Consider the following 22026-nt stretch of genomic DNA (forward strand, 5'->3'; position numbering starts at 1 on the left):
TCAGCTGATCGTGCCGACCAGCTTCAACCGCTTGTCCTCGGGTACCTCGCTGTAGGCCAGCACGGACAGCGACGGAACGCTGTGGCGTACCAGCCGGGCCAGCGCGGCACGTACCGGACCGGGTACCAACACCACCGCAGGCTCGTTCTTCGCTTCCTGCTTGCTGACACATTCGGCCAGGCTCTGGTGCAGTCGCTCAGCGAGTCCGGGTTCCAGCGCGGCGCCGTTCCCTTGGGTGGACTCCTGCAAGACGCGTTCCAGTTGCGGGTTGAGGGTGAACACCGGCAGCTCGGCGGACATGCCGGCGATCTCCTGGACGATGAAACGGCCCAGCGCGTTGCGCACGGCGGCGGTGAGCACGCCGGGGTCCTGGCTCATCGGCGCGTTCTCGACCAGCGATTCGGCGATCTTGCGCAGCTGGCGCACCGGGATCCGTTCGATCAACAGGTTCTGCAGCACCCGCACCACCACCGACAGCGGCAGCGCCTTGGGGGTGAGGTCTTCAACCAGCTTGGGCGCGCTCTTGGCCAGGTTGGCCAGCAACTGCTGAACTTCCTCGTGGCCCAGCAGTTCCGGGGCGTGTTCGCGGATCAGGTGCGAGAGGTGGGTGGCGACCACGGTGGCCGGGTCGACCACGGTGTAGCCCATCGATTCGGCGTGCGCCCGCTGGTGTGGCTGGATCCAGGTGGCATCCAGCCCGAACGCGGGGTCCTTGCCGGCAATGCCTTCCAGCGCGCCGAGCGCGCTGCCCGGGTCCAGCGCCAGTTCGCGGTCGGGGTGGATCTCGGCGGTGGCCACCGGCACGCCATGGATGAGCAGCCGGTAGGCGCTGGCGCCCAGTTCCAGGTTGTCGCGGATGTGCACCGACGGGATCAGGAAGCCGATGTCGTGGGTGAGCTTGCGGCGCACGCCCTTGATGCGCGCCATCAGTTCGCCGCCCTGGTTCTTGTCCACCAGCGGAATCAGCCGGTAGCCCACTTCCAGGCCGAGCGGATCGACCGGGCGCAGTTCGTCCCAGGTCAGTTCGGCGGTGGGCGAGGGGCTGCTGGCGCCGGGCAGGCCCAGCGCATTGGTCGGGCCGGCGGCCGGCGCGGCGGCGGCGCGTTCGGCGGCCACGCTCTTCTTCCACAGCCTCCAGGCGATGAAGCCGAGGATCGCCGACAGCGTCAAGAAGGCGACGTTGGGCATGCCCGGGACCAGGCCGACCAGTCCCAGGATCGCCGCGGCGATGGTCAGTGCGCGGTGCTGGCCGAACACCTGGCCCATCATGGCCTGGGCCATGTCCTGTGAACGCGAGGCGCGGGTGACCAGCATGGCCACCGCCGAAGACACCAGCAGCGCCGGCAGCTGCGCCACCAGGCCGTCACCGATCGACAGCAGGGTGTAGGTAGCCGCCGCTTCGCCGAACGGCATGCCGTGCTGGAGCACGCCGACCGCCAGGCCGCCGATCATGTTGATGAACAGGATCAGGATGCCGGCGATGGCATCGCCGCGGATGAACTTGCTGGCACCGTCCATGGCGCCGTAGAAGTCGGCTTCCTCGCGGACTTCTTCACGGCGCAGCTTGGCTTCCTCACGCGTCAGCAAACCGGCGTTGAGGTCGGCGTCGATCGCCATCTGCTTGCCGGGCATGGCGTCCAGGATGAAGCGCGCGGTCACTTCGGACACGCGGCCGGCGCCCTTGGTGATCACCACGAAGTTGATGATGGTCAGGATCGCGAAGACCACGATGCCCACGGCGTAGTTGCCGCCGATCACGAATTCGCCGAACGCGGCGATCACCTTGCCGGCCGCCTCATGGCCGTTCTGGCCGTTGAGCAGGATCACGCGGGTGGAGGCCACGTTCAGCGCCAGCCGCAGCATGGTGGTGATCAGCAGCACGATCGGGAAGATGGTGAAATCCAGCGGGCGCTTCACGTACACCACCGCCAGCAGCACCATCAGCGAGATGGCGATGTTGAAGGTGAACAGCGCGTCCAGCACCGGGGCGGCCAGCGGCACCACCACCATGGCCAGCAGGGCCAGCACGATCAGCGGGGCGCCAAGACCCTGGCGGATCATGTCCAGGGCGCGGCGGGTGTTCATGCCGGCGGGCTGGGCGCTCATGCGCGGCCTCCCTTGCCGAACTCATCCACGTCGATGCTGGGCGCGGCCGGCATCGGGCCACCCCGCCAGGTACGCAGCTGGTAGACGTAGGACAGCACCTGGGCAACGGCCGAATACAGTCTCACGGGAATTTCCTTTCCAAGTTGACCTTCCCGATACAAGGCGCGTGCCAAAGGCGGGGCCGAGACGATGGCGACCTTGTTGCCGTCGGCCACCTGGCGGATGCGCAGGGCGGTTTCGTCCACGCCCAGGGCCACCACGGTGGGGGCGCCCATCTTGCCGCCGTCGTATTTGAGGGCCACGGCGTAGTGGGTGGGGTTGACCACCACCACGTCGGCGGTGGGCACCGCTTCCATCATCCGGCGGTTGGACATCTGCTGCTGCAGCTGGCGGATGCGGCCCTTCACTTCCGGGCTGCCCTCGCTTTCCTTCATTTCCCGGCGCAGCTCTTCGCGGGTCATCTTCAGCTTGCGCATCCAGTTCCAGCGCTGGTACGGGGCATCGATGGCGGCCAGCAGCATCATGGCCCCGCCGGTGGCCAGCATCAGCTTCAGGGTGAAGCCCAAGCCGTGGACCATGGCCGCTTCCAGCGGCTGGTGGACCAGGTCGCGCAGCCCGCGGATGCCGTGCCATACCACCAGCCCGGCGGCGGTGCCGACGAACACGATGCGCAGCAGGGATTTGGTGAATTCGCCGATGGCCTCGGCGCCATACAGGCGCTTCATGCCGGCCATCGGGCTGAGCCGGCTGAACTGCGGCATCAGCGATTTGTTCGACCAGCGCAGCCCGCCCATGGCCACCGGGGCCAGGAAGCTGGCCAGCAGGCAGACCAGCAGCAGCGGCCACAGGGCCAGCATCAGCTGCAGGAACAGGTGCCCGAAATGGTTGAACAACCCCAGCGGCTCGAAGCGCAGGCCCGGTTCCGGGGTCAGGGCCAGCTTCATCCAGTCCTTGGCGCTGCTGGCCATGCCGCCGGAAAACGCCATCAGCGCCAGCACCGAGGCGCCGAACACGGCGGCGGTGGCCAGCTCGCGCGAACGCGGGATGTTGCCCTGTTCACGGGCGTCGCGCAGGCGTTTTTCGGTAGGTTGTTCGGTTTTTTCGCCGGCTTGTTCTTCGTCGGACATCGGGAGCAGGGCACCGCGGGGATTACCCGGGGTGGTGCAAGAACCGTTCCGTTACAGGCGCCAGCCGGTAGAGCCACGCCCTGCGTGGCTGCGTGTGCGGCTAATCCAGGAAATGCCCGCCCTGCGAGGCTTTGTGGTCCTGGGATACCACCATCCTGGGGCGCGGCAGGTCGTGCAGCTGCAGGAAGCGTTCGGCGTCGACCGGGCGGCCGAGCAGGTAGCCCTGCAGGAAGTCACAGCCCAGCCGCTCCAGGCAGGAACGCTGGCCAGCGGTTTCCACGCCTTCGGCCACGATGTCCATGTCCAGCGCATGCCCCAGCGCCACGATGGCCGAGACGATCACCACGTCTTCGGAGCTGTTTTCCAGGTCGCGTACGAAGGCATGGTCGATCTTGATCTCGGTGGCCGGCAGGCGCTTGAGGTACAGCAGGCTGGAATAACCGGTGCCGAAATCGTCGATGGAAATGCCCACGCCCAGCCGCGCCAGTGCCTGCAGCAGGCGCAGGCTGGTTTCGGTATCGCGCATCACCGCACTTTCGGTGATCTCCAGCACCAGCCGCCTCCGCTCCACCCGGTGCAGTTTCAGCGCATCGCTGATCTCGTTGAGCAGGTTCGGGGAGCCGAACTGCAGCGGCGAGAGGTTCACCGATACCGACCAGCCGTCATGGCCGGCATCGTGCCAGCGCCGCAGCTGGCGGCAGGCTTCGTTGAGCACCCACCGCCCGATCTCGTGGATCACGCCGCTGCGCTCGGCCAGGCGGATGAAGCGATCCGGCGGTATCAGGCCGTGCTCGGGGTGGTTCCAGCGGATCAACGCCTCGGCACCGCAGACCTGGTGGGTGCTCACCCGCACCTTGGGCTGGTAGTGCAGGAACAGCTGGTTGGCCTGGATCGCGCGGCGCAGGTCGGCCAACAGCCGGAACTGCTGTTCAGCGCTGTCGCTCATCCACTCGGCGAACACCACGAACGCGTTGCGTCCGGCCTCCTTGGCCTGGTACATCGCCGCGTCGGCATACCCCATCAACTGGCGTTCGGTGGTGGCGTGGTCGGGGCAGATGGCGATGCCGATGCTGGCGGTGACCTGCAGCTCATGCCCGGGCAACAGGTTGCCGGTACCCACGGCCTGGATGATGCGGCCGGCCAGGGTGGACACGTCCTCGTCGTTGTCGATGCCCACCACCAGCACGAATTCGTCGCCGCCCAGGCGCGCCATCACATCGGCGGCGCGCAACAGCTGGCGGGTGCGCGTGGCCACGGCGACCAGCAGGGCATCGCCGGTCTGGTGGCCGTAGGCATCGTTGACCTGCTTGAAGCCGTCCAGGTCCATGAACATCACCGCGAAGCGCCCGCCGCGCTGTTCGGCATCCACCAGGGCCTGTTCGATGCGCTGCTGCAGCAGCAGGCGGTTGGGCAGGTGGGTCAGCGGATCATGCAGTGCGGCCTGGCTGAGCTCGGCGTGCGCATCGTCCAGCGAACTGCGCAAGTGCTGGTTGCGCAGGCGCAGCAGCTGCGCCTGCTGGCGCTGGTCCAGCCAGGACACCAGCAGCACCACGGCCAAGATGGCGATGGTGAGCACCATCACCAGCGCGGCCAACCACTGGGTCTGCAGGCCGGTGCCGGCGGCGGCGCCACAGATGCTGTCGGCCGGGAACCGTGCCGCGGCCATGCCGGTGTAGTGCATGCCGACGATGGCCGCGCCCAGCACCACCGCCGGTGCCACGCGATGTTGCAGCCGGGTTTCGTTGTGGCGCAGGCGGAAGGCAACGTACAGCGCGACCCACGATGCGGCCACCGCGATGATCAGCGACAGCGTGAACCAGCCCGGATGGTATTCGATGCCGGGGCGCATGAGCATGGCGGCCATGCCCAGGTAATGCATGGTTGCGATGCCACTGCCCATCAGCAACGCGCCCAGCGCCAGCCGCGAATGCGGCAGCGTGGCGCGTGAGACCAGCCACAGCGCGAAGATCGAGGAGGCCATCGCGGCCAACAACGACACGGCGGTCAGTTCAAGGTCGTAGCCCAGTGGGATGGGCAGCTTGAAGGCCAGCATGCCGATGAAGTGCATGGACCAGATACCCAGGCCCATGGCGCAGCCGCCGCCCAGCAGCCACAGCACGCTGATCCTGGGCGAGGGCGCGGTGGTGACCCGGTTGGCCATGTCCAGCGCAGTGAAGGACGCCATGATGGCGACCAGCAGCGAAACCACGACCAACCATGGGGTGTAGCTGCCGACGAGCATCATGACTCTCCCTGGCGTACACAGCTGCAATCTAAAAAGACTGGACCGCGCTTCTGCGCGGACTGCTCAGGCACGTTCCCCCTGCCGTAAGCGCATGGTAACGACACAGGTGGGGGCGAAAGCAAGCGCAAATCTGGCCAAATTTCATGCGGCCATCACGTGACCGTCACCCGTTCTGCATACGGGCGCGTACGCGAAAGGGCCGGCGCTAGCGGGTAAGGCCGTCGGCGGCCTGGAACGCGGCGTCGAACAGGCGCTGCACCGGGGGACCCATTTCACCGGCCAGCACGGTGAGCAGGAACAGGCCCAGCAGCAGGGCAACCGGCAGGCCCAGCTGGATCGGATTGAGGGCGGGTGCAGCACGCGCCAGTACGCCGAACGCCAGGTTCACCGCCAGCATGGCGACGGTGATCGGCAGCGACAGCGTCAACGCACCGCGCAGCACCTGCAGCAGGAAGGTGGGCGCGGCGCTGATGAACGCATCGATGTCGGGCAGCGACGCGCCGATCGGCACCGCCTTGTAGCTGTCCATCACCAGTGAGATCAGCGCGAGATGCCCGTTGGCGGCAAAGAACAGCAGGCCGAACAGAAGATAGAACCACTGACCAATCACGCCCGAGGTGCCGCCGCGCATGGGATCGCTCATCTGCGCGAAGGCCAGGCCGGTACCCTGCGAGACCAGTTCACCGGCCATGGCGCCGGCTTCGAACACCAGCCGCAGCAGGAAGCCGATGGACACGCCGATGGCCAGTTCGCGCGCGATGCTGAGCACGGTGGCGGCATCAAACCCGGTCCACGCCGGGACCGGCGGCAGCATCGGCGACAACGCGATGGCCAGTGCGCCGGAGAGCATCACGCGCACCCGGTTCGGCACCGCGCGGCTGCCGACCAGCGGCATGGCCATGATCATGGCGCCGATGCGCAGCATGGTCCACAGCACGGTGCCGATCATGCCGAAGGCATTGAGCCCATCGGCGGCCATCTGGGTTGCCGAATCCATCGCGCGGCTACCCGATCAGGTGCGGTATGCGCTGGAACAGCAGCGTGGTGTACTCGACCAGGTGGCCGATCAGCAGGCTGCCCAGCGCGAACAACACGGCGGTGAGCGCGGCGGCCTTGGCCACGAAGGCGATGGTGGGTTCGTTGAGCTGGGTGGCCGCCTGCACCACGCCGACCACCACACCGACGATCAGCACGGTCAACAGCAGCGGGCCGGCCACCCACAGCACGGTGATCAGGCCACCGCGCAGTTCGGTCAGGGCAAGTTCGGGCGTCATGGCGACCTCAGACGGCGTTGAAGCTGGCGGCGAGCGTGCCGACCACCAGCACCCAGCCGTCGACCAGCACGAACAGCAGGATCTTGAAGGGCGCCGAGACCAGCATCGGCGAGAGCATCATCATGCCCATCGACATCAGCACGCTGGCCACGACCAGGTCGATGATCACGAACGGGATGAAGATCAGGAAGCCGATCTCAAAGGCGGTCTTCAGTTCGCTGGTGACGAACGAGGCGACCAGCACCGGGAACGGAATGGCATCGGGGCTGGCGTAGGTGCCATGCCCGGCCATGCCGGCGAAGGTCATCAGGTCGGTTTCGCGGATCTGGGCCAGCATGAAGGCGCGCAGCGGCTGGGTGGTCAGGGTCCAGGCGGTCTGGAAATCGATCTCGCCGTTGAGGTAGGGCGCCATGCCGCTGCCCCAGGCCTTCTGCCATACCGGCAGCATCACCATGGCGGTCAGGAACAGGGCCAGGCCGAGCAGCACCTGGTTGGACGGGGTCTGGCCGGTACCCAGTGCCTGGCGCAGCAGGCCGAGCACGATGATGATGCGGGTGAAGGCAGTGAGCACCAGCAGCATCGACGGGATCAGGGTGATCGCGGTCATCAGCAGCAGGGTCTGCAGCGGCAGGCTGACCGGCTGGCCGCCGATCTTGCCGACATTCACGTCCGGCAGCGCGGGGCTGCCGGGCAGGCCGGGCGCGGCCATGGCCAGCGCGGGCAACGCGCACAGCAGCAGGGTCAGCAGCAACGGCAGGTAACGGGTCCAGGATGCACGGGGGCCACGCATGATCATTTTTCCTTGCGCAGCCGCTGTTGCAGGAGCTGGGCGAAATTCGGCAGGTTCTTGAAATCCGGCAGGCGCGCCGGTTCCGGGGTGGGCAGCGGTTCGGGCAGGCGGTGCAGGGTGTTGATGCCACCGGCGGTGACGCCGAGCAGCAGCTGTTCGCCGTTGATGTCGACGACGACGACGCGTTCCTTGGCACCCACGTTGAGGCTGGCCACCACGCGCAGGCCGTCGGCGGGCTTGAAGCCGCTGCCGGGCATGCGCTTGAGCACCCAGCCCAGGCCGACGATCAACGCCAGCACGGCCAGCAGTGCGAGCACGGCGCCGAACATGCTGGGGGCCGCGGCGGCGTGCTGGCCAACCTTGGCCGCCGGTGCACCGGCGGCAATGAGTGCCAGGGAAATCAACGCAGTCTCCGGATCCGTTCGCTGGGGCTGACGACGTCGGTCAGGCGCACGCCGAAGCGGTCGTTGATGACCACGACTTCGCCGTGGGCGATGAGGGTGCCGTTGACGAACACGTCGAGCGATTCGCCGGCGCCACGTTCCAGCTCGACCACCGAGCCCTGGTTGAGCTGCAGCAGGTTTCGGATCGGCAGGCGGGCGCGACCGACTTCCAGCGACAGGGTGACCGGTACGTCGAGGATCACGTCGAGGTTCAGATCCGGGCCGCCGCCAGTCTCGTCGGAGTGCAGGGTGGTGAACTGCGCCGGTGCCGGTTCGTTGGTTTCGATGTCGTCGTTCATTGCGGGTCTTCCTGGATAACGGGAGCGCGCGGGCGGGTGCCCGGGGGGTGGGTGGCGGTGATCTTGACGGCGTTCATGCCGTTGGCGACGCCGAACTGGCCGGTGAACACGGGAATGTTCTCCACGCACAGGGGCACCTGCGGGGGCAGGTCGATGGGCAGGATGTCGCCGATCTTCAGCTGGGTCAGGTCACGCAGGCTCATGCGCTTGGTGGCCAGCACGCTGGAGAGGGTGACTTCGGCGATGTTGAGCTGTTCGCGCAGCATGGTGCCCCAGCTTTCGTCGCGGTCGTTGCGGTCGCTCTGGATGCCGGCGTCGAGCAGTTCGCGGATCGGTTCGAGCATCGAGTAAGGCAACGTGACGTGGATGTCGCCGCCACCGCCGTCGAGTTCGACATGCAGGCGGCAGACCACGACGTATTCGCGCGGGGTGACGATGTTGGCGAAGTGGGGGTTGATCTCGGAGTTGATGTATTCAAGCTCGACATCCATCACCGGCGCCCAGGCTTCGCGCAGGTCGGCGAAGGTCTGCTTGAGCAGGAGGTGGATGACGCGCATTTCGGTGGCGGTGAATTCGCGGCCTTCGATGCGGGTGGGGTAGCGCCCGTCGCCGCCGAAGAAGTTGTCGACGATGGCGAACACGAGGGTGGGCTCGAAGACGATCAGGCCGGTGCCGCGCAGGGGCTTGAAGCGGATCAGGTTGAGGTTGGTCGGTACATACAGGGAGTGCATGTAGTCGTTGAACTTGATCAACTCGATGCCGCGCACGGACAGTTCGGCGGAGCGGCGGATCAGGTTGAACAGGCCGATGCGCCAGAGGCGGGCGAAGCGTTCGTTGACCATCTCCAGGGTCGGCATGCGGCCCCGGATGATGCGGTCCTGGCTGGCAAAATCGTAGTTGCGCGCTTCGCCGGGGGCGATGGCGTCGACTTCGGTTTCGACGGCGCCGGAATCGACGCCATGCAGCAGGGCATCGATTTCGTCCTGGGAAAGCAGGTCATTCATGGGATGCCCTTACTGGGTGACGAAGCTGGTGAACAGCAGTTCGTCGACGCCCTTGTTGCCGGTTTCGGCTTTGAGCAGTTTCTGCACTTCGGCCAGGGAGTCGGCCTGCAGGCGTTCTTTGCCGGCGCGGTCGGCGATCTGGGCCGGTTCGACCTGGGAGAAGAGCATGAGCAGTTTGGCGCGGATGGCGGGGGCGTGAAGCTTGATGGCTTCAAGCGCGGCCGGGTCGCGGGTCATGAGCTGGACTTCGACCTGGAGGTAGCGGGGGCCGTCGAAGCTGCTGCTGAGGTTGACGACGAACGGCGGTTCGAGGCCGAAGTACTGGGCGGGGGCGGGCACGGCCGTTTTGGCGGCGGCGGCCTTGGCGGGGGTCTTCTCGTCGTGGGACTGGGTGAAGTACCACACGCCGCCACCGGCGGCGCCAGCGGCGACGACGGCGATCAGGGCGGTGACGAGGAGGGGGCTGCGCGGCTTGGCGGCCTTGTCCTTGTCGGTGGATTTCTTGGTTTTGTCAGCGGCTGCGGCCACGAGGGGAAGCTCCATAGGATTGCTTCCTGGCTACATGCAAAGGGCGTGCCGTAATGCGCCGGTGTTTCGTTGTCGGGAATTTGACGGTTGAACGTCAACGTCAACGTCAAAGGCGTCGGCTGTGCGCTGTCTGAGGGCTTGGCGGGTCGGTGCCGGTTTGCGGGGGGCGCCGTGAACCCATCCATGGGGGCTTGGTCGCGGCATCCATGCCGCTCACACCCCCGCAAACCGGCCCCGACCCACCTTTGTCGGTGTCCCATTGACGGTGGGGAAAACCAATGCAAAACCGGGGCGCCGCTCCCGGGGTATCTCGATTGATGTGCCTTCCGGTAGGGCCCGACCGTTGGTCGGGCCGGCTTTACGCGTATGCGTCCAACAATCCGCGCTGGCGCATCAATTGCGATGGGGAAATCGTCGTTTCGACCAATGCCGGGTCGCCGTCGGTGGTTCCGTGACCTGCCTGGCCGCCGTTTGCCTTGCCGTCCTGTGCGGTCTGTTGGTGTCCGACGTCGGCGTTGCCTAGCTGGAAGCCTTGTTCGTTCAGCATTTCGCGCAGGCGCGGGATGCTGGATTCGAGGGCGTGGCGGACGTCGGCGTGGGCGCTGCTGAAGCTGGCGTGGACCTTGTCGCCGTCCATCTGGAGGCGGACTTCGATCTGGCCAAGGTCGTGCGGGGTGACTTTGATGGTGGCGTGGCCGATTTTCTGGTCGGCCAGCCAGCCGATGCGGGCGCTGATGGCGTCGTCGAAGTCGTCGCTGCCCACGTGCGGGGTGGCGGTGGGGTCGCCCTGGAACGGGGTGCTGGCGGTGGCGGCGGCCTTGAGTTCGGCGGCGGCGTGCAGGGCGTGCAGGAGCGGGGTGGTGGGGGCGTCGGTGTCGCCGCCGGCGTTGGCAATGGCGTCGGTGAGGGCCTTGGGCAGGGCGGTGTCTTCGGCAACCTCGGCGTCCAGCGGCAGGGCGATGGGGGCGGGGTTGCTGTCGGCGGCTGCGGGTGCGCCTGGCAACGCTGGCGTTGCCGGGGTGGTCGCGGCGGTCGGCAGGGTGGGCAGGGCGGGATCTGCCTTGGCCAGTGCGGCGGCGTCTGCGTTGGCGGCGGGGGCTGCCATGACGGTGACCGGTTCGAGGCCGGCCAGGGCCAGGCCGGCGAGGCCGAGCGGGGGCCAGGGGGCGGCGTCGGTGTCGTCGGTGGGCTCGGTGGTCGCGGTTTTCTCGGTGGCGGCCGTTGCGGTTGCGGCCGCTGGGTCGGCGGCGTCGGTGGGTTCGTCAGTGGCCGGGCGGCGCTTGGCGTCGCCCGAGGCGTTGCCGCCGGTGTCGGCGGTGCCGGGCTTGTTGGGGGTGGCTTTGGTGGGGGTGTCCTGGCTGCCGCTGTCGGGCTTGAGCAGGGCGTCAAAGTCCCGTCGGTCGCTGCCGCTGGTGCTGCGCGCGCTGGAGGTGTTTAGGGTGGCGCTGCTGCTGGCGGTGGGGCCGGCGCTGCTGCCGAGCAGGCTGGGGGGCATCACGGGGTGTCTCCGCTGTCGGTGTCTTCGGCGCGGGCCAGGCGGCTGCGGCGGGCGCCGAGGTCGTCCATTTCGCGCTGGTCGCGGCGGTCGACCAGCACTTTTTCCTGGGCGCGGTAGCTGGCGGCAAGCTGTTCGAGCACGGCTTTGTCGCGGCTGGCCAGGATCAGGCGGGCGCGTTCGGCCTCGACTTTTTCGCGGTTGCTGTCGACGGTCTGGCGCTGCTGGGCGACGGCGGTGTCGAGGCGGTCGAGGAAGGCGCGGCGGTTGAGCAGCTGGGCCGGGCTGGTGGCGGCCATCTGCGCGTTGGCGTATTCCTCGGCATAGCGGCGCAGTTCGTCCAGGCGCGAGAGATGGGTGTCGAGCATGCGCTGGCGTTCGGCGAGGTCGCGGGCGACTTCGTCTTCGTGGTCCTGGGCCCGCTTGAGCAGGGGGTCGATGCGCTTGGATTGCATGGTTTAGCCCTCAGGTTCCACCAGGCGCTTGAGCGCGGCCTGGCTGTGCGGCAGGTCGGCGGCTTTGCCGACGTCCTGGCCGAGGAAATCGACGATGTCCGACCAGCGTTCCAGTGCTTCGTCGGTGGCCGGATCGTTGCCGCGCTGGTAGGCGCCGATGGCGATCAGGTCGCGGTTGCTCGAATACGCGGAGACCAGGCGCTTGAGCTTGCGGATGCGCAGGCGCCAGGGTTCGTCGGCAATTTCGGTGACGACGCGGCTGACCGAGGATTCGACGTCGATGGCGGGGTACAGGCCGCTGTCGGCCACGCGGCGCGAGAGCAGGATGTGGCCGTCGAGGATGGCGCGGGCGGCGTCGGCGATCGGGTCCTGTGGGTCGTCGCCTTCGGTCAGGACGGTGTAGAAGGCGGTGATCGAGCCGCGGCCCTTGGCGCCGTTGCCGGCGCGTTCGACCAGGGCGGGCAGCTTGGCGAACACCGAGGGCGGGTAGCCGCGGGTGGTCGGCGGTTCGCCGACCGACAGGCCGATTTCGCGCTGGGCCTGGGCAAAGCGGGTCAGCGAATCCATCAGCAGCAGCACGTTCAGGCCCTGGTCGCGGAACCATTCGGCAATGGCGGTGGCGCGGTAGGCGCCGTGCAGGCGGGCCAGCGGCGGGCGGTCGGCCGGGCTGGCCACCACCACGGCGCGGCGCAGGCCTTCTTCGCCGAGGGTGCTTTCGACGAAGTCGCGCACTTCGCGGCCACGTTCGCCGATCAGGCCGACCACGATCACGTCGGCGGCGGTGTAGCGGGTCATCATGCCGAGCAGGGTGGACTTGCCGACGCCGGAACCGGCGAACAGGCCCACGCGCTGGCCACGGCCGATCGGCAGCAGGGCGTTGATGGCGCGCACGCCGACGTCGAGCGGCTGGGTGATCGGTTCGCGGGCGAGCGGATTGATCGAGACGCCGGCCATGCCGACGGTGCCTTCGGCGCGGATCGGGCCCTTGCCGTCCAGCGGCACGCCGTCGCTGTCGATGACGCGGCCGAGCAGGCCTTCGCCGACTTCCACGCCGCCACGGCCCAGCGAGGGCACCACGCGGGCGTTGGGCAGCAGGCCGTGCAGTTCGGCGCTGGGCATCAGGTAGGTACGCTCGCCGGCGAAGCCGACTACTTCGGCATCGACCCAGCCGCCGTCGGCGACTTCAACCTTGCAGCTGGCGCCCATCGGCGATTCGCAGCCAACCGCTTCCAGGGTCAGGCCGACCGCGCGGCGCAGTACGCCTTCGCGGATCAGGCCACGGCCGTGTGCGCCATCCGGTTGGATGCCGTCCAGGCGCGCGGCCAGGCGCAGGTTGCGTGCGGCCGACCAGTCCGCCGCCGGCGGGGGCAGGGGTTCGGTGTTCATGCGCTGGCTCCGGATTTGCGCAGCACCGCATCCAGCGCGCCGCGCAGGCGCGCTTCGAGGGTGCCGTCGATGCGCACGGCTTCGGCGTGCACGCGCAGGTCGCCACGGCTCAGGGTGAGGTCGGCGGTGAGGCGCTGGGTGGGCGAGAGCTGCAGCAGCGGAGCAAGCGCGGCGATGTCGTCAGGGTGCAGGCGCACTTCGACCTCGCGGTTGGCACCGCCCACTGCGTCAACCGCTTCGCCGACCAGCTGCGCGAGCAGGGCCGGGTCGGCCTCGTAGGCGCGGCCGACCAGGGTGCCGGCAATGCGCACGGCCAGTTCGCCAAGCGCGGCCACCACTTCGTTTTCCAGCCGCGCCAACGGGCGGCCGAAATTGTCGAGGATGCCTTCGATCTGGGCCACCAGGCGGCGCACTTCGGCCTGGCCCTGGGCCTGGCCGTCGGCATGGCCCTGTTCGAAGCCGTCCTTTTCCGCGGCGTCCTGGATCGCCTGGATTTCCTCCAGGGTGGGCAGCTGCAGCAGCGGTTCGGGCTCGTGTTCGGCGACCGGTTCGTCGAGGTCGTAATGGTCGTCCTGCGGGGCGGCAGGGGCTGCCAGCAGGTCCGGGGCAAGCCAGCGCACGGCGTGGTTCACAGCATGGCCTCCGCGTTGCCGCCGATGGTGACGGTGCCTTCATCGGCCATGCGCTTGACGATGGCCAGGATTTCGCGCTGCGCGGTTTCCACGTCCGACAGGCGCACCGGACCGCGTGCTTCCATGTCTTCCAGCAGGATTTCGGCGGCGCGCTGGGACATGTTGCGGGTGATCTTGTCGCGCACCTTGATGTCGGCGCCGCGCAGGGCCAGGCCCAGGCGTTCGCCGCTGACTTCGCGCAGCACCAGCTGCAGTTCGCGGTCTTCCAGGTCGATCAGGTCGTCGAACACGAACATCTTTTCCTGGATGCGCGCGCTCAGTGGCGCATCTATACGGGAAATTTCGCCCAGGATGGCCTGGTCCTGGCCGCTGTCCATGAAGTTGAGGATGTTGGCCGCGCACTGCACGCCGCCGATGTTGGACGACTTCAGGTTCTGGTTGCCGGCGAACTGGCGCTCCATGATTTCGTTGAGCTCGTTCAGCGCGTTTGGCGGAATGCCGTCCAGGGTGGCGATGCGCAGCAGCACGTCGACCCGGGTGCGTTCGGGCAGCAGCTTGAGCGCGTCGGCGGCCTGGTCGGTTTCCAGGTGGGCCATCACGATGGCGATGATCTGCGGGTGCTCGTTGCGGACCAGGTCGGCCACCGCACGCGGGTCCATCCACTTCAGCGCGTCCAGGCCGGTGGTGTTGCGGCCAAGCAGGATGCGGTCGATCAGGTTGCCGGCTTTTTCAGTGCCCAGCGCCTGCACCAGCATGTTGCGGATGTAGTCGTCCGAGCCGACGCCGAGCGAGGTCTTGGAACCCAGTTCGGTGCTGAACTGGTCCATCACGCGTTCGACCTGCTCGCGGGTGATATCGCTCATGGTCGCCATGGCGATGCCGATCTTCTGCACTTCCTTGGGTTCCATGTGGCGCAGCACGTCGGCCGCTTCCACTTCACCCAGGGACAGCAGCAGCACGGCGGCGCGCTGGACGCCGCTGAGCGGGGCCGGGGGGGCGGCGGGATCAATCATTGGCCACCCAGCCCTTGACCACCTGGGCCACGCGCTTGGAATCGGTCTTTACAGCTTCACGCGCCATGCGCAGTCGTTCCTCGTAGGAGTCCACCGGCAACGCCAGCGGCTCTTGGCCTGAAAGGTGTACCCGGTCCGAACCGAGCTGGGGCAGGCCTTCGCCATCGTCCACCAGCTGCACGTCGGCGCTGTGCGGTTCCAGGCTGTCGTCCTTGCCGAGCTTCTTCGGCGTGCCGGTGATCGAGCGCAGCGCCGGGCGCAGCACGCCGAACACCAGCGCCAGCACCACGATGGCGCCGAGCAGCAGGCGCAGGCCGTCCTGCACCTGCGGCAGTTCCCACCACTTCGGCCCTTCGACCGGGGTGACTTCACGCACGAACGGGGCGTTCATCACCGACACGGTGTCGCCTCGCTCGGCGTCGAAGCCCACCGCCTGCTTCACCAGCGCTTCGACGCGGGTGAGCTCGGCCGCCGACAACGGCTGTTCGGTGGTCTTGCCGTTGGCGCCGGGGCGCGGCACGTTGTCCAGCAGTACCGCCACCGACACGCGCTTGATGCGGCCGGCCGGCTGGCGGGTGTGCTGCAGGGTGCGGTCCAGCTCGTAGTTGCGGGTGGCGTTGCGCGCGGTTTCGGTCGGCGTGGCGGCAGTAGCCGGCGCGGCAGCCGGGCCGGGCGGGGTGTTGCTGGCGGCACCCGGTACGCCCTGCGGGCCGGGGGTGCTGGTGCTGTTTTCGCTGGTCTGTTCGCTGCGCAGCTTCTGCGGCTCGCCGTTGTACAGCTCACGGGCTTCTTCGGTGACCGAGAAGTCCATGTCCACGCTGACTTCCGGGTTGACCCGGCCCGGGCCGGTCATCGGCTCGAGCAGTTCACGGATGCGCTGGTTGAACGAGGTTTCCTGGCGGCGCACCTGGTCGAACTGGGCGGCATTGACCGCCGCTTCGCTGTTGGGGTCGGACACGCTGAGCATGCGGCCGCTCTGGTCGACCACGGTGACGCGCTCGGCGGCCAGGTCGGGAATGCTGGCGGCGACCATGTGCACGATGGCATCGATCTGGCCGCGTTCCAGCTGCTGGCCACCGCGCAGTTCCAGCACCACCGAGGCGCTGGCCACGTCGCGTTGGCGGGTGAAGGCGCTGGGCTTGGGAATGGCCAGGTGCACGCGCGAATCGCGCACCGGGCGCAGGGTGTTGATGGTGCGCGACAGCTCGGTTTCCAGCGAGTGCTGGTAGCGGGCGTTTTCCATGAACTGGCTGACGCCGAAGCCGGGGTCGCGCTCCATCAGCTCGAAGCCCAGGCGGCCGCTGTCGGTCAGGCCGGAACCGGCCAGCTTCAGGCGCGCATCGTGCAGGTTCTTTTCCGGCACGGTAATGCCGCCGGTGGCGGCATCCAGTTCGAACGGAATCTGCGCCGCACGCAGCAGGTCGGTGGCTTCAGCAGTGGCCTTCTGGTCCAGGCCGGTGTACAGCGGCACCATCCCCGGCTTCTGCGACCAGAAGAACACGAACAGGCCTGCCGCAACGGCCACGGCGATCATCGCCATCAGGCCAAGCCGACGGGTGATCTGCAGGCTTTGCAGCCGGTCGAACCACTGGCCCGCCTTTTCGGCGTTCAGGGATTCCTTGGTGAGCGACAGGGCCATGCGTTTCTATCCTTACAGCGGCATGTTCATCACGTCCTGGTAAGCCTGGACGAGACGGTTGCGGACTTCCACGGTGGCGCGGAAGGCGATCTGGGACTGCTGCGAGGCGACCATCACCTTGGCCAGGTCGGCGCCGGGTTCACCCAGTTCGAAGGCGCGGGCAAGGGCGCCGGATTTCTGCTGCGCCTCGTTGACGCCGGCGATCGCGCCGCGCAGGGTTTCGGTGAAGCTCGGGCCCTGCACGTCCTGCGGTGCCACCAGCCCTTGCGTCCCCGGCAGCCCTTGCAGGGCGTTGGTCTGGGGGGTCTCGACGGACTGGCCTACCTGGGTCTGGTAGGTGCGGATCTGGGAAAGAATCGAGGTGACGGAGTGTGACATCTGGAACGTTCCGGCTGTTTGGGGGTTTCGAGTGATGACGTTGCAAGCCCCGTGCCGAAACGGCTGAGTGGTTCAGCGTTGTGGTGATGGCGCCCTGTGAAGGCCTGCGGCGCAACCGGTTACATCGCCGGCGCGACGGAATGCCGCTGCGTCAAGGCGACGCAGGTTGGGTGACGGAACCCCGGCGTCGGGAAACCGTCGCCATGAAAAACGGCGGCGACCCAGGGGCCGCCGCCGGTCGGTTGCTCCGAGCTGCAACCCCTACCAGATAACGTTGAGGCCGCCGCCGACGGCGCTTTCCTTGCTGCTCCTGGACCCGCTGAGCGACAGGGAGAGCTTCTGCGTGAAGCGGTGGCGGAAACCGATGGCGAACGCGTTCTCACCCTCCGAATGGCCGACACCTACACCGAGGGCGCTCAAGCCTTCCGCTTCCGGCGTGACCAGTGCGTGTGTGGATGCCATGGCCATCGCCCCTTGGCGGCTGATCCTCCGATCCATGTTGCGCAGGCTGTCTTCCATGCCGTTGAGCCTGCCATCGATACCGGCAAAGCGGTCATTGGCCTCCGCCTTGAACTGCGCCAGGTCGGCAGCAGCGCTGTTGGCCAAACCCCCGACCTGGTTGATCTGCTGGTCGGTGTAGGTGTTGGCCGCCGTCAACGTATCGCCGGCCACCGTGTCGGTGTACGTGTTGGCTTCGGTCAATGTGGCATCGGCCTGCTCGTCGGTATAAGTGTTCGCGGCAGCCAGCGTCGTTGCCGCGGAATCCTTCAGCTGGCTGACATTGACCCCATCAGTGTCAGCAACGCCGGCGGCCATGTTGGTGATCTTGCGCTCGGCGCCGGCGGCGCCGATGGACACCGTGTTGGCTTCACCAGCGACCGAACCGGCACCCAGCGCAACGGAGTTTGCAGCCGTGGCGCTGGCCGCATTGCCGATCGCGGTGCTGTCGGCGCCGGACGCCACGCTGCCGGTGCCGAAGGCATGTGCGTTGGCCGCGCTTGCAGCGGAATTGGCGCCGAACGACATGGAGTTCTCGCCCGATGCCGCACTGTTGAAACCGACCGCGGTAGCCGCGGTGGCGGTCGCCGCCGCGCTGCGGCCCAGGGCACTGCTGAAGTCACCTGACGCGTTGGCGACACCGCCTACCGCTACAGAGTTGCCTCCGCTAGCGGCGCTGTCGGTGCCGAATGCGGTTCCCAGGCCACCTGCGGCCGTCGCACCGTCACCGCAGGCGAATGCACTACCGCCTGTGGCGGTAGGCGCGGTGCCGCCGGTCTGGTTGCAGACCGATTGGGCAAGAACGGGTGAGCTCGTTGACAGGAACACGCCCAGCGCTGCGCCGATGATGAAGAGGGAACGGGCGAGGGGAGCGCGCGAAACACCACGCAAAGCAATGCGATACCAGGAACGATCCATGGCGGAGATCCTCGGGTGACAGCGCACCCGGCCGGTTCTTCCGGTCGAGCGAACTGCGTGAATCCCCCGATTCCCCGTGAGCCGGAGCGTGTTGGAAGCCCCTGCACGCGGCTGTTGGCGACGCTATGCCCGTGCCCGTCATGGCGAGGTGAAGGCGGTAGAGCCACGCCCTGCTCGGCTTCGCGGTGCCGGACGGAGAGCAGACACGCATGGCGTGTCCCTACGCCGATCTGCGTCCAACGGACATCAACCGGCCAGTTCGGCCTGGTCGCGCTCGATGCCGTACTTGCGCAACTTCTCCACCAGCGTGGTGCGGCGCAGGCCCAGCAGCTGGGCCGCGTGCGCGACCACGCCCTGCGTGCGCTCCAACGCCTCGTTGATCAGGTTCAACTCGATGTTGGCCATGTGGTTGCGCAGGTCCAGGCCGGCGTCGGGGAGGGCAGGTGCCTTGCCATTGACCGCAGTACCGTTCGCCGCGGCGTCCGCTTCCGCCGCCGGGGCGTGGAACGAGAAGCTGCGCAGGTCCAGGCGGTCATCGCCGGCCGGTGCCGGCGCGGCCACCGCAACCGGTGCTGCCACCGCGAAATCACCGCGATAGCGTGCCGGCAGGTCCTGCACGCGCACGTTGCCGCCTGGATGCAGCACCGCCAGGCGCTCCACCAGGTTGGTCAGCTCGCGCACATTGCCCGGCCATTCATAACTGGCCAGCGCCTGCAGTGCTTCGGGGCTGAAACGCACTTCGCCGCGCCCGGTGCGGGCCAGCTGGCCGGCAATGGTGGCCACCAGCGCCGGCAGGTCTTCACTGCGCTCGCGCAGGGCCGGCACGTCGATCGGGAACACGTTGAGCCGGTAGAACAGGTCCTCGCGGAACTTGCCATCGGCAATGCGCGATTCCAGGTCGCGGTGGGTTGCGGCGATTACCCGCACGTTGCAGCGGATGGTCTGGTTGCCGCCCACGCGCTCGAAGCTGCGTTCCTGCAGCACGCGCAGCAGCTTCACCTGCATCGGCAGGCTCATGTCGCCGATTTCATCCAGCAGCAGGGTGCCGCCTTCGGCCATCTCGAAACGGCCCTTGCGGGCACTGAGCGCGCCGGTGAAGGCGCCCTTTTCGTGACCGAACAGTTCGCTTTCCAGCAGGTCGGCCGGGATCGCGCCGCAGTTGATCGCCACGAACGGGCCATCGCGGCGCGGTGAGCGCTGGTGGATGGAACGCGACACCACTTCCTTGCCGGTACCCGATTCGCCCAGCACCAGCACGGTGGTGTCGAAGGCGGCCACCTGCTCGATCATCTGGCGCAGCGCGCTGACCGCCGCGCCGTCGCCGGTCGGGCCCTGGTCCTGCACGGCGCCGGCCTGGTGTTCGGCATCCAGCCGCTTCAGGCTGGCACGGCGCAGCAGCGCTTCCATCTGCGCATGCCGCAGCGGCGCTTCCAGCGGCCATACGTTGGCTTCATGCAGGCCGTGGCGCTGGGCGAACGCGGCGGCATCGCCGTCAATCAGCATCACCGGCGGCGGCAGCGCGCCCTGGCCGGCCCAGGCAAACAGCGCTTCGCTGCGCGCGCCCGGCTCCAGCCCGCCGATGATCACGGCCATCCAGTCGGTGGCGCGGTGGCGGGTGGTATCGAAATCGGCCGCGTCGGCAATCCAGCGCGGGTTGAAGTCCATGAATTCCAGCAGGCCAACGGTGCGCTCGGCGCGCACGGCGTCGTTGTCCAGCACCAGGATGCGCGACTCGCTCATGGCGTCGGCTCCTTCAAGCCCTCCAGGATCGGCATGACCTCCTGGATGTAGGACAGCTTGCTGACGAAGTTGTCGGCGCCGGCGCGCAACGAGTGCTCGCGGTGCTCGACGTCGTCGAAGTGGCTGGCAATGACGATGTACGGGGCATCATCCTGCGACTTGATCAGGCGGGTGGCCTGCAGCCCGCCCATTTCGGGCATGGCCAGGTCCATCAGCACGACCTGCGGGCGCAGTGCTTCGGAGCGCTCGATGGCTTCCAGGCCATTGGCGGCGCTGCCGACCACATCCAGCCACTCGACCTTTCGGAAGTGGCGCATGGCGGCGTTGATGAAACCTTCGTGGTCATCGACCAGCAGGACGGTGAGCTTGTTCATGTCGTGTACTTCCTTCAGCCCACCCGGGCCAGTAGCGGGGTGCGGGCATTGTGCCGGCGGCGTTCCTGGGCCGGGGCGATGTCCAGTTGTTCGCGGTATTTTGCAACGGTTCGGCGTGCAATGTTCACACCCTGACGTGACAGAAGTCCCGCAATGGCCTCATCAGCCAGCGGACGACCGGCCGGTTCGGCATCGATCAGGCGCCGGACCATGGCCTTCACGGCCTGGCCGGAGACGCTGGCGCCTTCCAGGCGCACGGCGAAGAAGTGCTTCAGCTCCAGGGTGCCGCGCGGGGTCTGAAGGTACTTGCCGGTGGTGATGCGCGAGACGGTGGACTCGTGCATGCCGATCGCATCGGCCACTTCCTTCAGGGTCAGCGGCGCCATCGCCTCTTCGCCGCGGGTAAGGAAGCCGGCCTGGCGCTCGATGATGACCCGGGTGGTGCGCAGCAGGGTGTCGTAGCGCATGGACAGGCCGCGGGTCAGCCAGCGGGCTTCCTGCAGCATGTCGCGCAGCGGCTGGGCGCTGTCGCCGGCATCGGCCAGGGCACTTTCGTAGGTGGCGTTGATGCTCAGGCGGCGGCTGGTGGCCGGGTTCAGGGCCACGCGCCACTGGCCGTCGGCGTGCCAGGCCACCACATCGGGGATGACCGCACCGGCCGTGTCCGGCAGCAGGCTGTCGCCGGGGCGCGGCTGCAGCGACAGGATCAGGCGCACCGCTTCGTGGATGTCGGCCACTTCGGCGTCCAGCTGGCGGGCCAGGGCCGGGTAGTCGTGCGCGGCCAGGGCTTCCAGGCCGTGGTCCAGCACGCGCAGGGCCAGGTGGCGGGCCGGCACGCGGCCGTGCAGGGCGCGCAGCTGGACCGACAGGCATTCGTGCAGGTCGCGGGCGGCCAGGCCGGCCGGGTCGCCGTGCAGGATCTGCTGGCGCACCGCTTCCACGCCGGCCGCGTCAACATCGCAGTGGGCGCTGGCCAGCAGGGTCAGCTGCTCCAGCGGCGCGTCCAGGTAGCCGGCATCGTCGCAGTGCTCGAGCCAGAAACGGGCAACGGCCAGTTCGCGCGCATCCAGTTCCAGCGACAGGCGCTGCAGGGCGCGCAGCTGCGGGTCGCTGGATTCGTCGGCGGCGATGCGCTGCAGGCGGTCGTCGTCGCCGTCGTGCCAGCTGGCCCCGGCCACGTCCCACATCGCCGGCTCGGGCAGTTCGTCGAAGGCGGCCACTTCCACCGTGGTGCCGGCTTCGCCGGTCTCGGCGGTGTCGGGCGCGGGCGCTTCTTCCAGCTCCAGCAGCGGGTTGGTCTCCAGTGCGCGGCGGATTTCCAGCTCCAGCTGCATGCCGTCCAGCTGCAGCAGTCGGATCGACTGCAGCAATTGCGGCGTGAGGTGCAGCTGCTGACCCATCTGGGTCGACATCATCGGCTTCATGCGGTGTATCCCCGTCGCCCCGAGTCCCCGGTGCGTTATGGAACACATCTTGCTTGTGATCTCGTGGGGGCGAAATCAGGGGGTTCCCTAGCGGGGTCGTCAGGTTCCCGACAGCGTGTGGGGAGATTCCTGACGGTATGTCTGGTTATTTGACGCTGCGCGCGGCGGGGTCGCTGTTTCCGGGGCCCGTGCGGGTGTGTCCGGTTCAAAAATCCGACGGCAATCGCCGGCGCGGCCAGCGGGCGTCGGGGAATCGAC

Annotated in this window: 21 protein-coding genes; all 21 read right to left on the reverse strand. The window is 67.9% G+C overall.

What is annotated here, in order from left to right; all coding sequences use genetic code 11:
• The 21 genes from flhA to rpoN all read right to left on the reverse strand — a co-directional run bounded on the left by flhA (window position 1) and on the right by rpoN (window position 21768).
• Window positions 1–2106: a flagellar biosynthesis protein FlhA gene (flhA, locus tag NMB40_RS07190; protein WP_494360589.1), complete on the reverse strand. Its 2106-nt coding sequence runs from the start codon at window positions 2104–2106 to the stop codon at window positions 1–3.
• Window positions 2103–3233 carry a flagellar biosynthesis protein FlhB gene (gene flhB / locus NMB40_RS07195; RefSeq protein WP_494360590.1) on the reverse strand — a complete coding sequence of 377 codons (1131 nt, stop codon included), beginning with the start codon at window positions 3231–3233 and terminating at the stop codon, window positions 2103–2105. Before flhB ends, flhA begins: the two co-directional genes overlap by 4 nt.
• A gap of 100 nt (window positions 3234–3333) precedes the next feature.
• A complete protein-coding gene (locus NMB40_RS07200; RefSeq protein WP_494360591.1) occupies window positions 3334–5475 on the reverse strand; it encodes a putative bifunctional diguanylate cyclase/phosphodiesterase in 2142 nt (713 codons plus the stop codon).
• Between the two features lie 208 nt (window positions 5476–5683).
• A complete protein-coding gene (fliR, locus tag NMB40_RS07205; protein ID WP_494360592.1) occupies window positions 5684–6475 on the reverse strand; it encodes a flagellar biosynthetic protein FliR in 792 nt (263 codons plus the stop codon).
• A gap of 7 nt (window positions 6476–6482) precedes the next feature.
• Window positions 6483–6752 carry a flagellar biosynthetic protein FliQ gene (locus NMB40_RS07210; RefSeq protein WP_017356083.1) on the reverse strand — a complete coding sequence of 90 codons (270 nt, stop codon included), beginning with the start codon at window positions 6750–6752 and terminating at the stop codon, window positions 6483–6485.
• Window positions 6753–6759: 7 nt separating this feature from the next.
• Window positions 6760–7542 (reverse strand): flagellar type III secretion system pore protein FliP, encoded by a 783-nt coding sequence (fliP, locus tag NMB40_RS07215; protein WP_448142603.1) that lies wholly within the window; start codon window positions 7540–7542, stop codon window positions 6760–6762.
• A 2-nt stretch (window positions 7543–7544) separates the two neighbouring features.
• On the reverse strand, window positions 7545–7946 hold the full coding sequence (fliO, locus tag NMB40_RS07220; RefSeq protein WP_068851659.1) for a flagellar biosynthetic protein FliO: 402 nt from the start codon (window positions 7944–7946) through the stop codon (window positions 7545–7547).
• Complete coding sequence (gene fliN / locus NMB40_RS07225; protein WP_448142604.1) at window positions 7943–8284, reverse strand: flagellar motor switch protein FliN; 342 nt, start codon at window positions 8282–8284, stop codon at window positions 7943–7945. Before fliN ends, fliO begins: the two co-directional genes overlap by 4 nt.
• Complete coding sequence (gene fliM, locus NMB40_RS07230) at window positions 8281–9288, reverse strand: flagellar motor switch protein FliM (protein WP_282247238.1); 1008 nt, start codon at window positions 9286–9288, stop codon at window positions 8281–8283. The genes fliN and fliM overlap by 4 nt, the downstream gene beginning before the upstream one ends.
• Window positions 9289–9297: 9 nt before the next feature.
• Window positions 9298–9831 carry a flagellar basal body-associated FliL family protein gene (locus NMB40_RS07235; protein ID WP_494360593.1) on the reverse strand — a complete coding sequence of 178 codons (534 nt, stop codon included), beginning with the start codon at window positions 9829–9831 and terminating at the stop codon, window positions 9298–9300.
• A gap of 343 nt (window positions 9832–10174) precedes the next feature.
• Window positions 10175–11311 carry a flagellar hook-length control protein FliK gene (locus tag NMB40_RS07240; RefSeq protein WP_494361052.1) on the reverse strand — a complete coding sequence of 379 codons (1137 nt, stop codon included), beginning with the start codon at window positions 11309–11311 and terminating at the stop codon, window positions 10175–10177.
• Complete coding sequence (gene fliJ / locus NMB40_RS07245; RefSeq protein WP_494360594.1) at window positions 11311–11766, reverse strand: flagellar export protein FliJ; 456 nt, start codon at window positions 11764–11766, stop codon at window positions 11311–11313. Before fliJ ends, NMB40_RS07240 begins: the two co-directional genes overlap by 1 nt.
• A gap of 3 nt (window positions 11767–11769) precedes the next feature.
• Window positions 11770–13152, reverse strand: a complete 1383-nt coding sequence (locus NMB40_RS07250; RefSeq protein ID WP_214903414.1) for a FliI/YscN family ATPase — start codon at window positions 13150–13152, stop codon at window positions 11770–11772.
• On the reverse strand, window positions 13149–13784 hold the full coding sequence (locus tag NMB40_RS07255) for a FliH/SctL family protein (RefSeq protein ID WP_095363804.1): 636 nt from the start codon (window positions 13782–13784) through the stop codon (window positions 13149–13151). Before NMB40_RS07255 ends, NMB40_RS07250 begins: the two co-directional genes overlap by 4 nt.
• Window positions 13781–14797, reverse strand: coding sequence for a flagellar motor switch protein FliG (gene fliG / locus NMB40_RS07260; RefSeq protein WP_282248265.1), 1017 nt, complete (start codon window positions 14795–14797; stop codon window positions 13781–13783). The genes NMB40_RS07255 and fliG overlap by 4 nt, the downstream gene beginning before the upstream one ends.
• The gene (gene fliF / locus NMB40_RS07265) at window positions 14790–16436 is read right to left on the reverse strand and encodes a flagellar basal-body MS-ring/collar protein FliF (protein WP_494360595.1); all 1647 of its coding nucleotides are present in this window, start codon (window positions 16434–16436) and stop codon (window positions 14790–14792) included. Before fliF ends, fliG begins: the two co-directional genes overlap by 8 nt.
• A 12-nt stretch (window positions 16437–16448) precedes the next feature.
• Window positions 16449–16814, reverse strand: coding sequence for a flagellar hook-basal body complex protein FliE (gene fliE, locus NMB40_RS07270; protein ID WP_494360596.1), 366 nt, complete (start codon window positions 16812–16814; stop codon window positions 16449–16451).
• 261 nt (window positions 16815–17075) lie between these two features.
• Window positions 17076–18230, reverse strand: coding sequence for a YadA-like family protein (locus NMB40_RS07275; protein ID WP_494360597.1), 1155 nt, complete (start codon window positions 18228–18230; stop codon window positions 17076–17078).
• Window positions 18231–18476: 246 nt separating this feature from the next.
• Window positions 18477–19970: a sigma-54 dependent transcriptional regulator gene (locus tag NMB40_RS07280; RefSeq protein WP_494360598.1), complete on the reverse strand. Its 1494-nt coding sequence runs from the start codon at window positions 19968–19970 to the stop codon at window positions 18477–18479.
• Window positions 19967–20344 (reverse strand): response regulator, encoded by a 378-nt coding sequence (locus NMB40_RS07285; protein WP_282245251.1) that lies wholly within the window; start codon window positions 20342–20344, stop codon window positions 19967–19969. The genes NMB40_RS07280 and NMB40_RS07285 overlap by 4 nt, the downstream gene beginning before the upstream one ends.
• A 14-nt stretch (window positions 20345–20358) precedes the next feature.
• Window positions 20359–21768: an RNA polymerase factor sigma-54 gene (gene rpoN / locus NMB40_RS07290; protein WP_494360599.1), complete on the reverse strand. Its 1410-nt coding sequence runs from the start codon at window positions 21766–21768 to the stop codon at window positions 20359–20361.
• Window positions 21769–22026: the final 258 nt, after the last annotated feature.

Source organism: Stenotrophomonas sp. FBCC-B152 (genome assembly GCF_059134105.1).

What these genes read in the sequence shown, in the direction of transcription:
- flhA (WP_494360589.1), bottom strand. Translation starts at nt 2,106, where the DNA reads ATGAGCGCCCAGCCCGCCGGCATGAACACCCGCCGCGCCCTGGACATG.
- flhB (WP_494360590.1), bottom strand. Translation starts at nt 3,233, where the DNA reads ATGTCCGACGAAGAACAAGCCGGCGAAAAAACCGAACAACCTACCGAA.
- NMB40_RS07200 (WP_494360591.1), bottom strand. Translation starts at nt 5,475, where the DNA reads ATGCTCGTCGGCAGCTACACCCCATGGTTGGTCGTGGTTTCGCTGCTG.
- fliR (WP_494360592.1), bottom strand. Translation starts at nt 6,475, where the DNA reads ATGGATTCGGCAACCCAGATGGCCGCCGATGGGCTCAATGCCTTCGGC.
- NMB40_RS07210 (WP_017356083.1), bottom strand. Translation starts at nt 6,752, where the DNA reads ATGACGCCCGAACTTGCCCTGACCGAACTGCGCGGTGGCCTGATCACC.
- fliP (WP_448142603.1), bottom strand. Translation starts at nt 7,542, where the DNA reads ATGCGTGGCCCCCGTGCATCCTGGACCCGTTACCTGCCGTTGCTGCTG.
- fliN (WP_448142604.1), bottom strand. Translation starts at nt 8,284, where the DNA reads ATGAACGACGACATCGAAACCAACGAACCGGCACCGGCGCAGTTCACC.
- fliM (WP_282247238.1), bottom strand. Translation starts at nt 9,288, where the DNA reads ATGAATGACCTGCTTTCCCAGGACGAAATCGATGCCCTGCTGCATGGC.
- NMB40_RS07235 (WP_494360593.1), bottom strand. Translation starts at nt 9,831, where the DNA reads ATGGAGCTTCCCCTCGTGGCCGCAGCCGCTGACAAAACCAAGAAATCC.
- NMB40_RS07240 (WP_494361052.1), bottom strand. Translation starts at nt 11,311, where the DNA reads ATGCCCCCCAGCCTGCTCGGCAGCAGCGCCGGCCCCACCGCCAGCAGC.
- fliJ (WP_494360594.1), bottom strand. Translation starts at nt 11,766, where the DNA reads ATGCAATCCAAGCGCATCGACCCCCTGCTCAAGCGGGCCCAGGACCAC.
- NMB40_RS07250 (WP_214903414.1), bottom strand. Translation starts at nt 13,152, where the DNA reads ATGAACACCGAACCCCTGCCCCCGCCGGCGGCGGACTGGTCGGCCGCA.
- fliG (WP_282248265.1), bottom strand. Translation starts at nt 14,797, where the DNA reads ATGATTGATCCCGCCGCCCCCCCGGCCCCGCTCAGCGGCGTCCAGCGC.
- fliF (WP_494360595.1), bottom strand. Translation starts at nt 16,436, where the DNA reads ATGGCCCTGTCGCTCACCAAGGAATCCCTGAACGCCGAAAAGGCGGGC.
- fliE (WP_494360596.1), bottom strand. Translation starts at nt 16,814, where the DNA reads ATGTCACACTCCGTCACCTCGATTCTTTCCCAGATCCGCACCTACCAG.
- NMB40_RS07275 (WP_494360597.1), bottom strand. Translation starts at nt 18,230, where the DNA reads ATGGATCGTTCCTGGTATCGCATTGCTTTGCGTGGTGTTTCGCGCGCT.
- NMB40_RS07280 (WP_494360598.1), bottom strand. Translation starts at nt 19,970, where the DNA reads ATGAGCGAGTCGCGCATCCTGGTGCTGGACAACGACGCCGTGCGCGCC.
- NMB40_RS07285 (WP_282245251.1), bottom strand. Translation starts at nt 20,344, where the DNA reads ATGAACAAGCTCACCGTCCTGCTGGTCGATGACCACGAAGGTTTCATC.
- rpoN (WP_494360599.1), bottom strand. Translation starts at nt 21,768, where the DNA reads ATGAAGCCGATGATGTCGACCCAGATGGGTCAGCAGCTGCACCTCACG.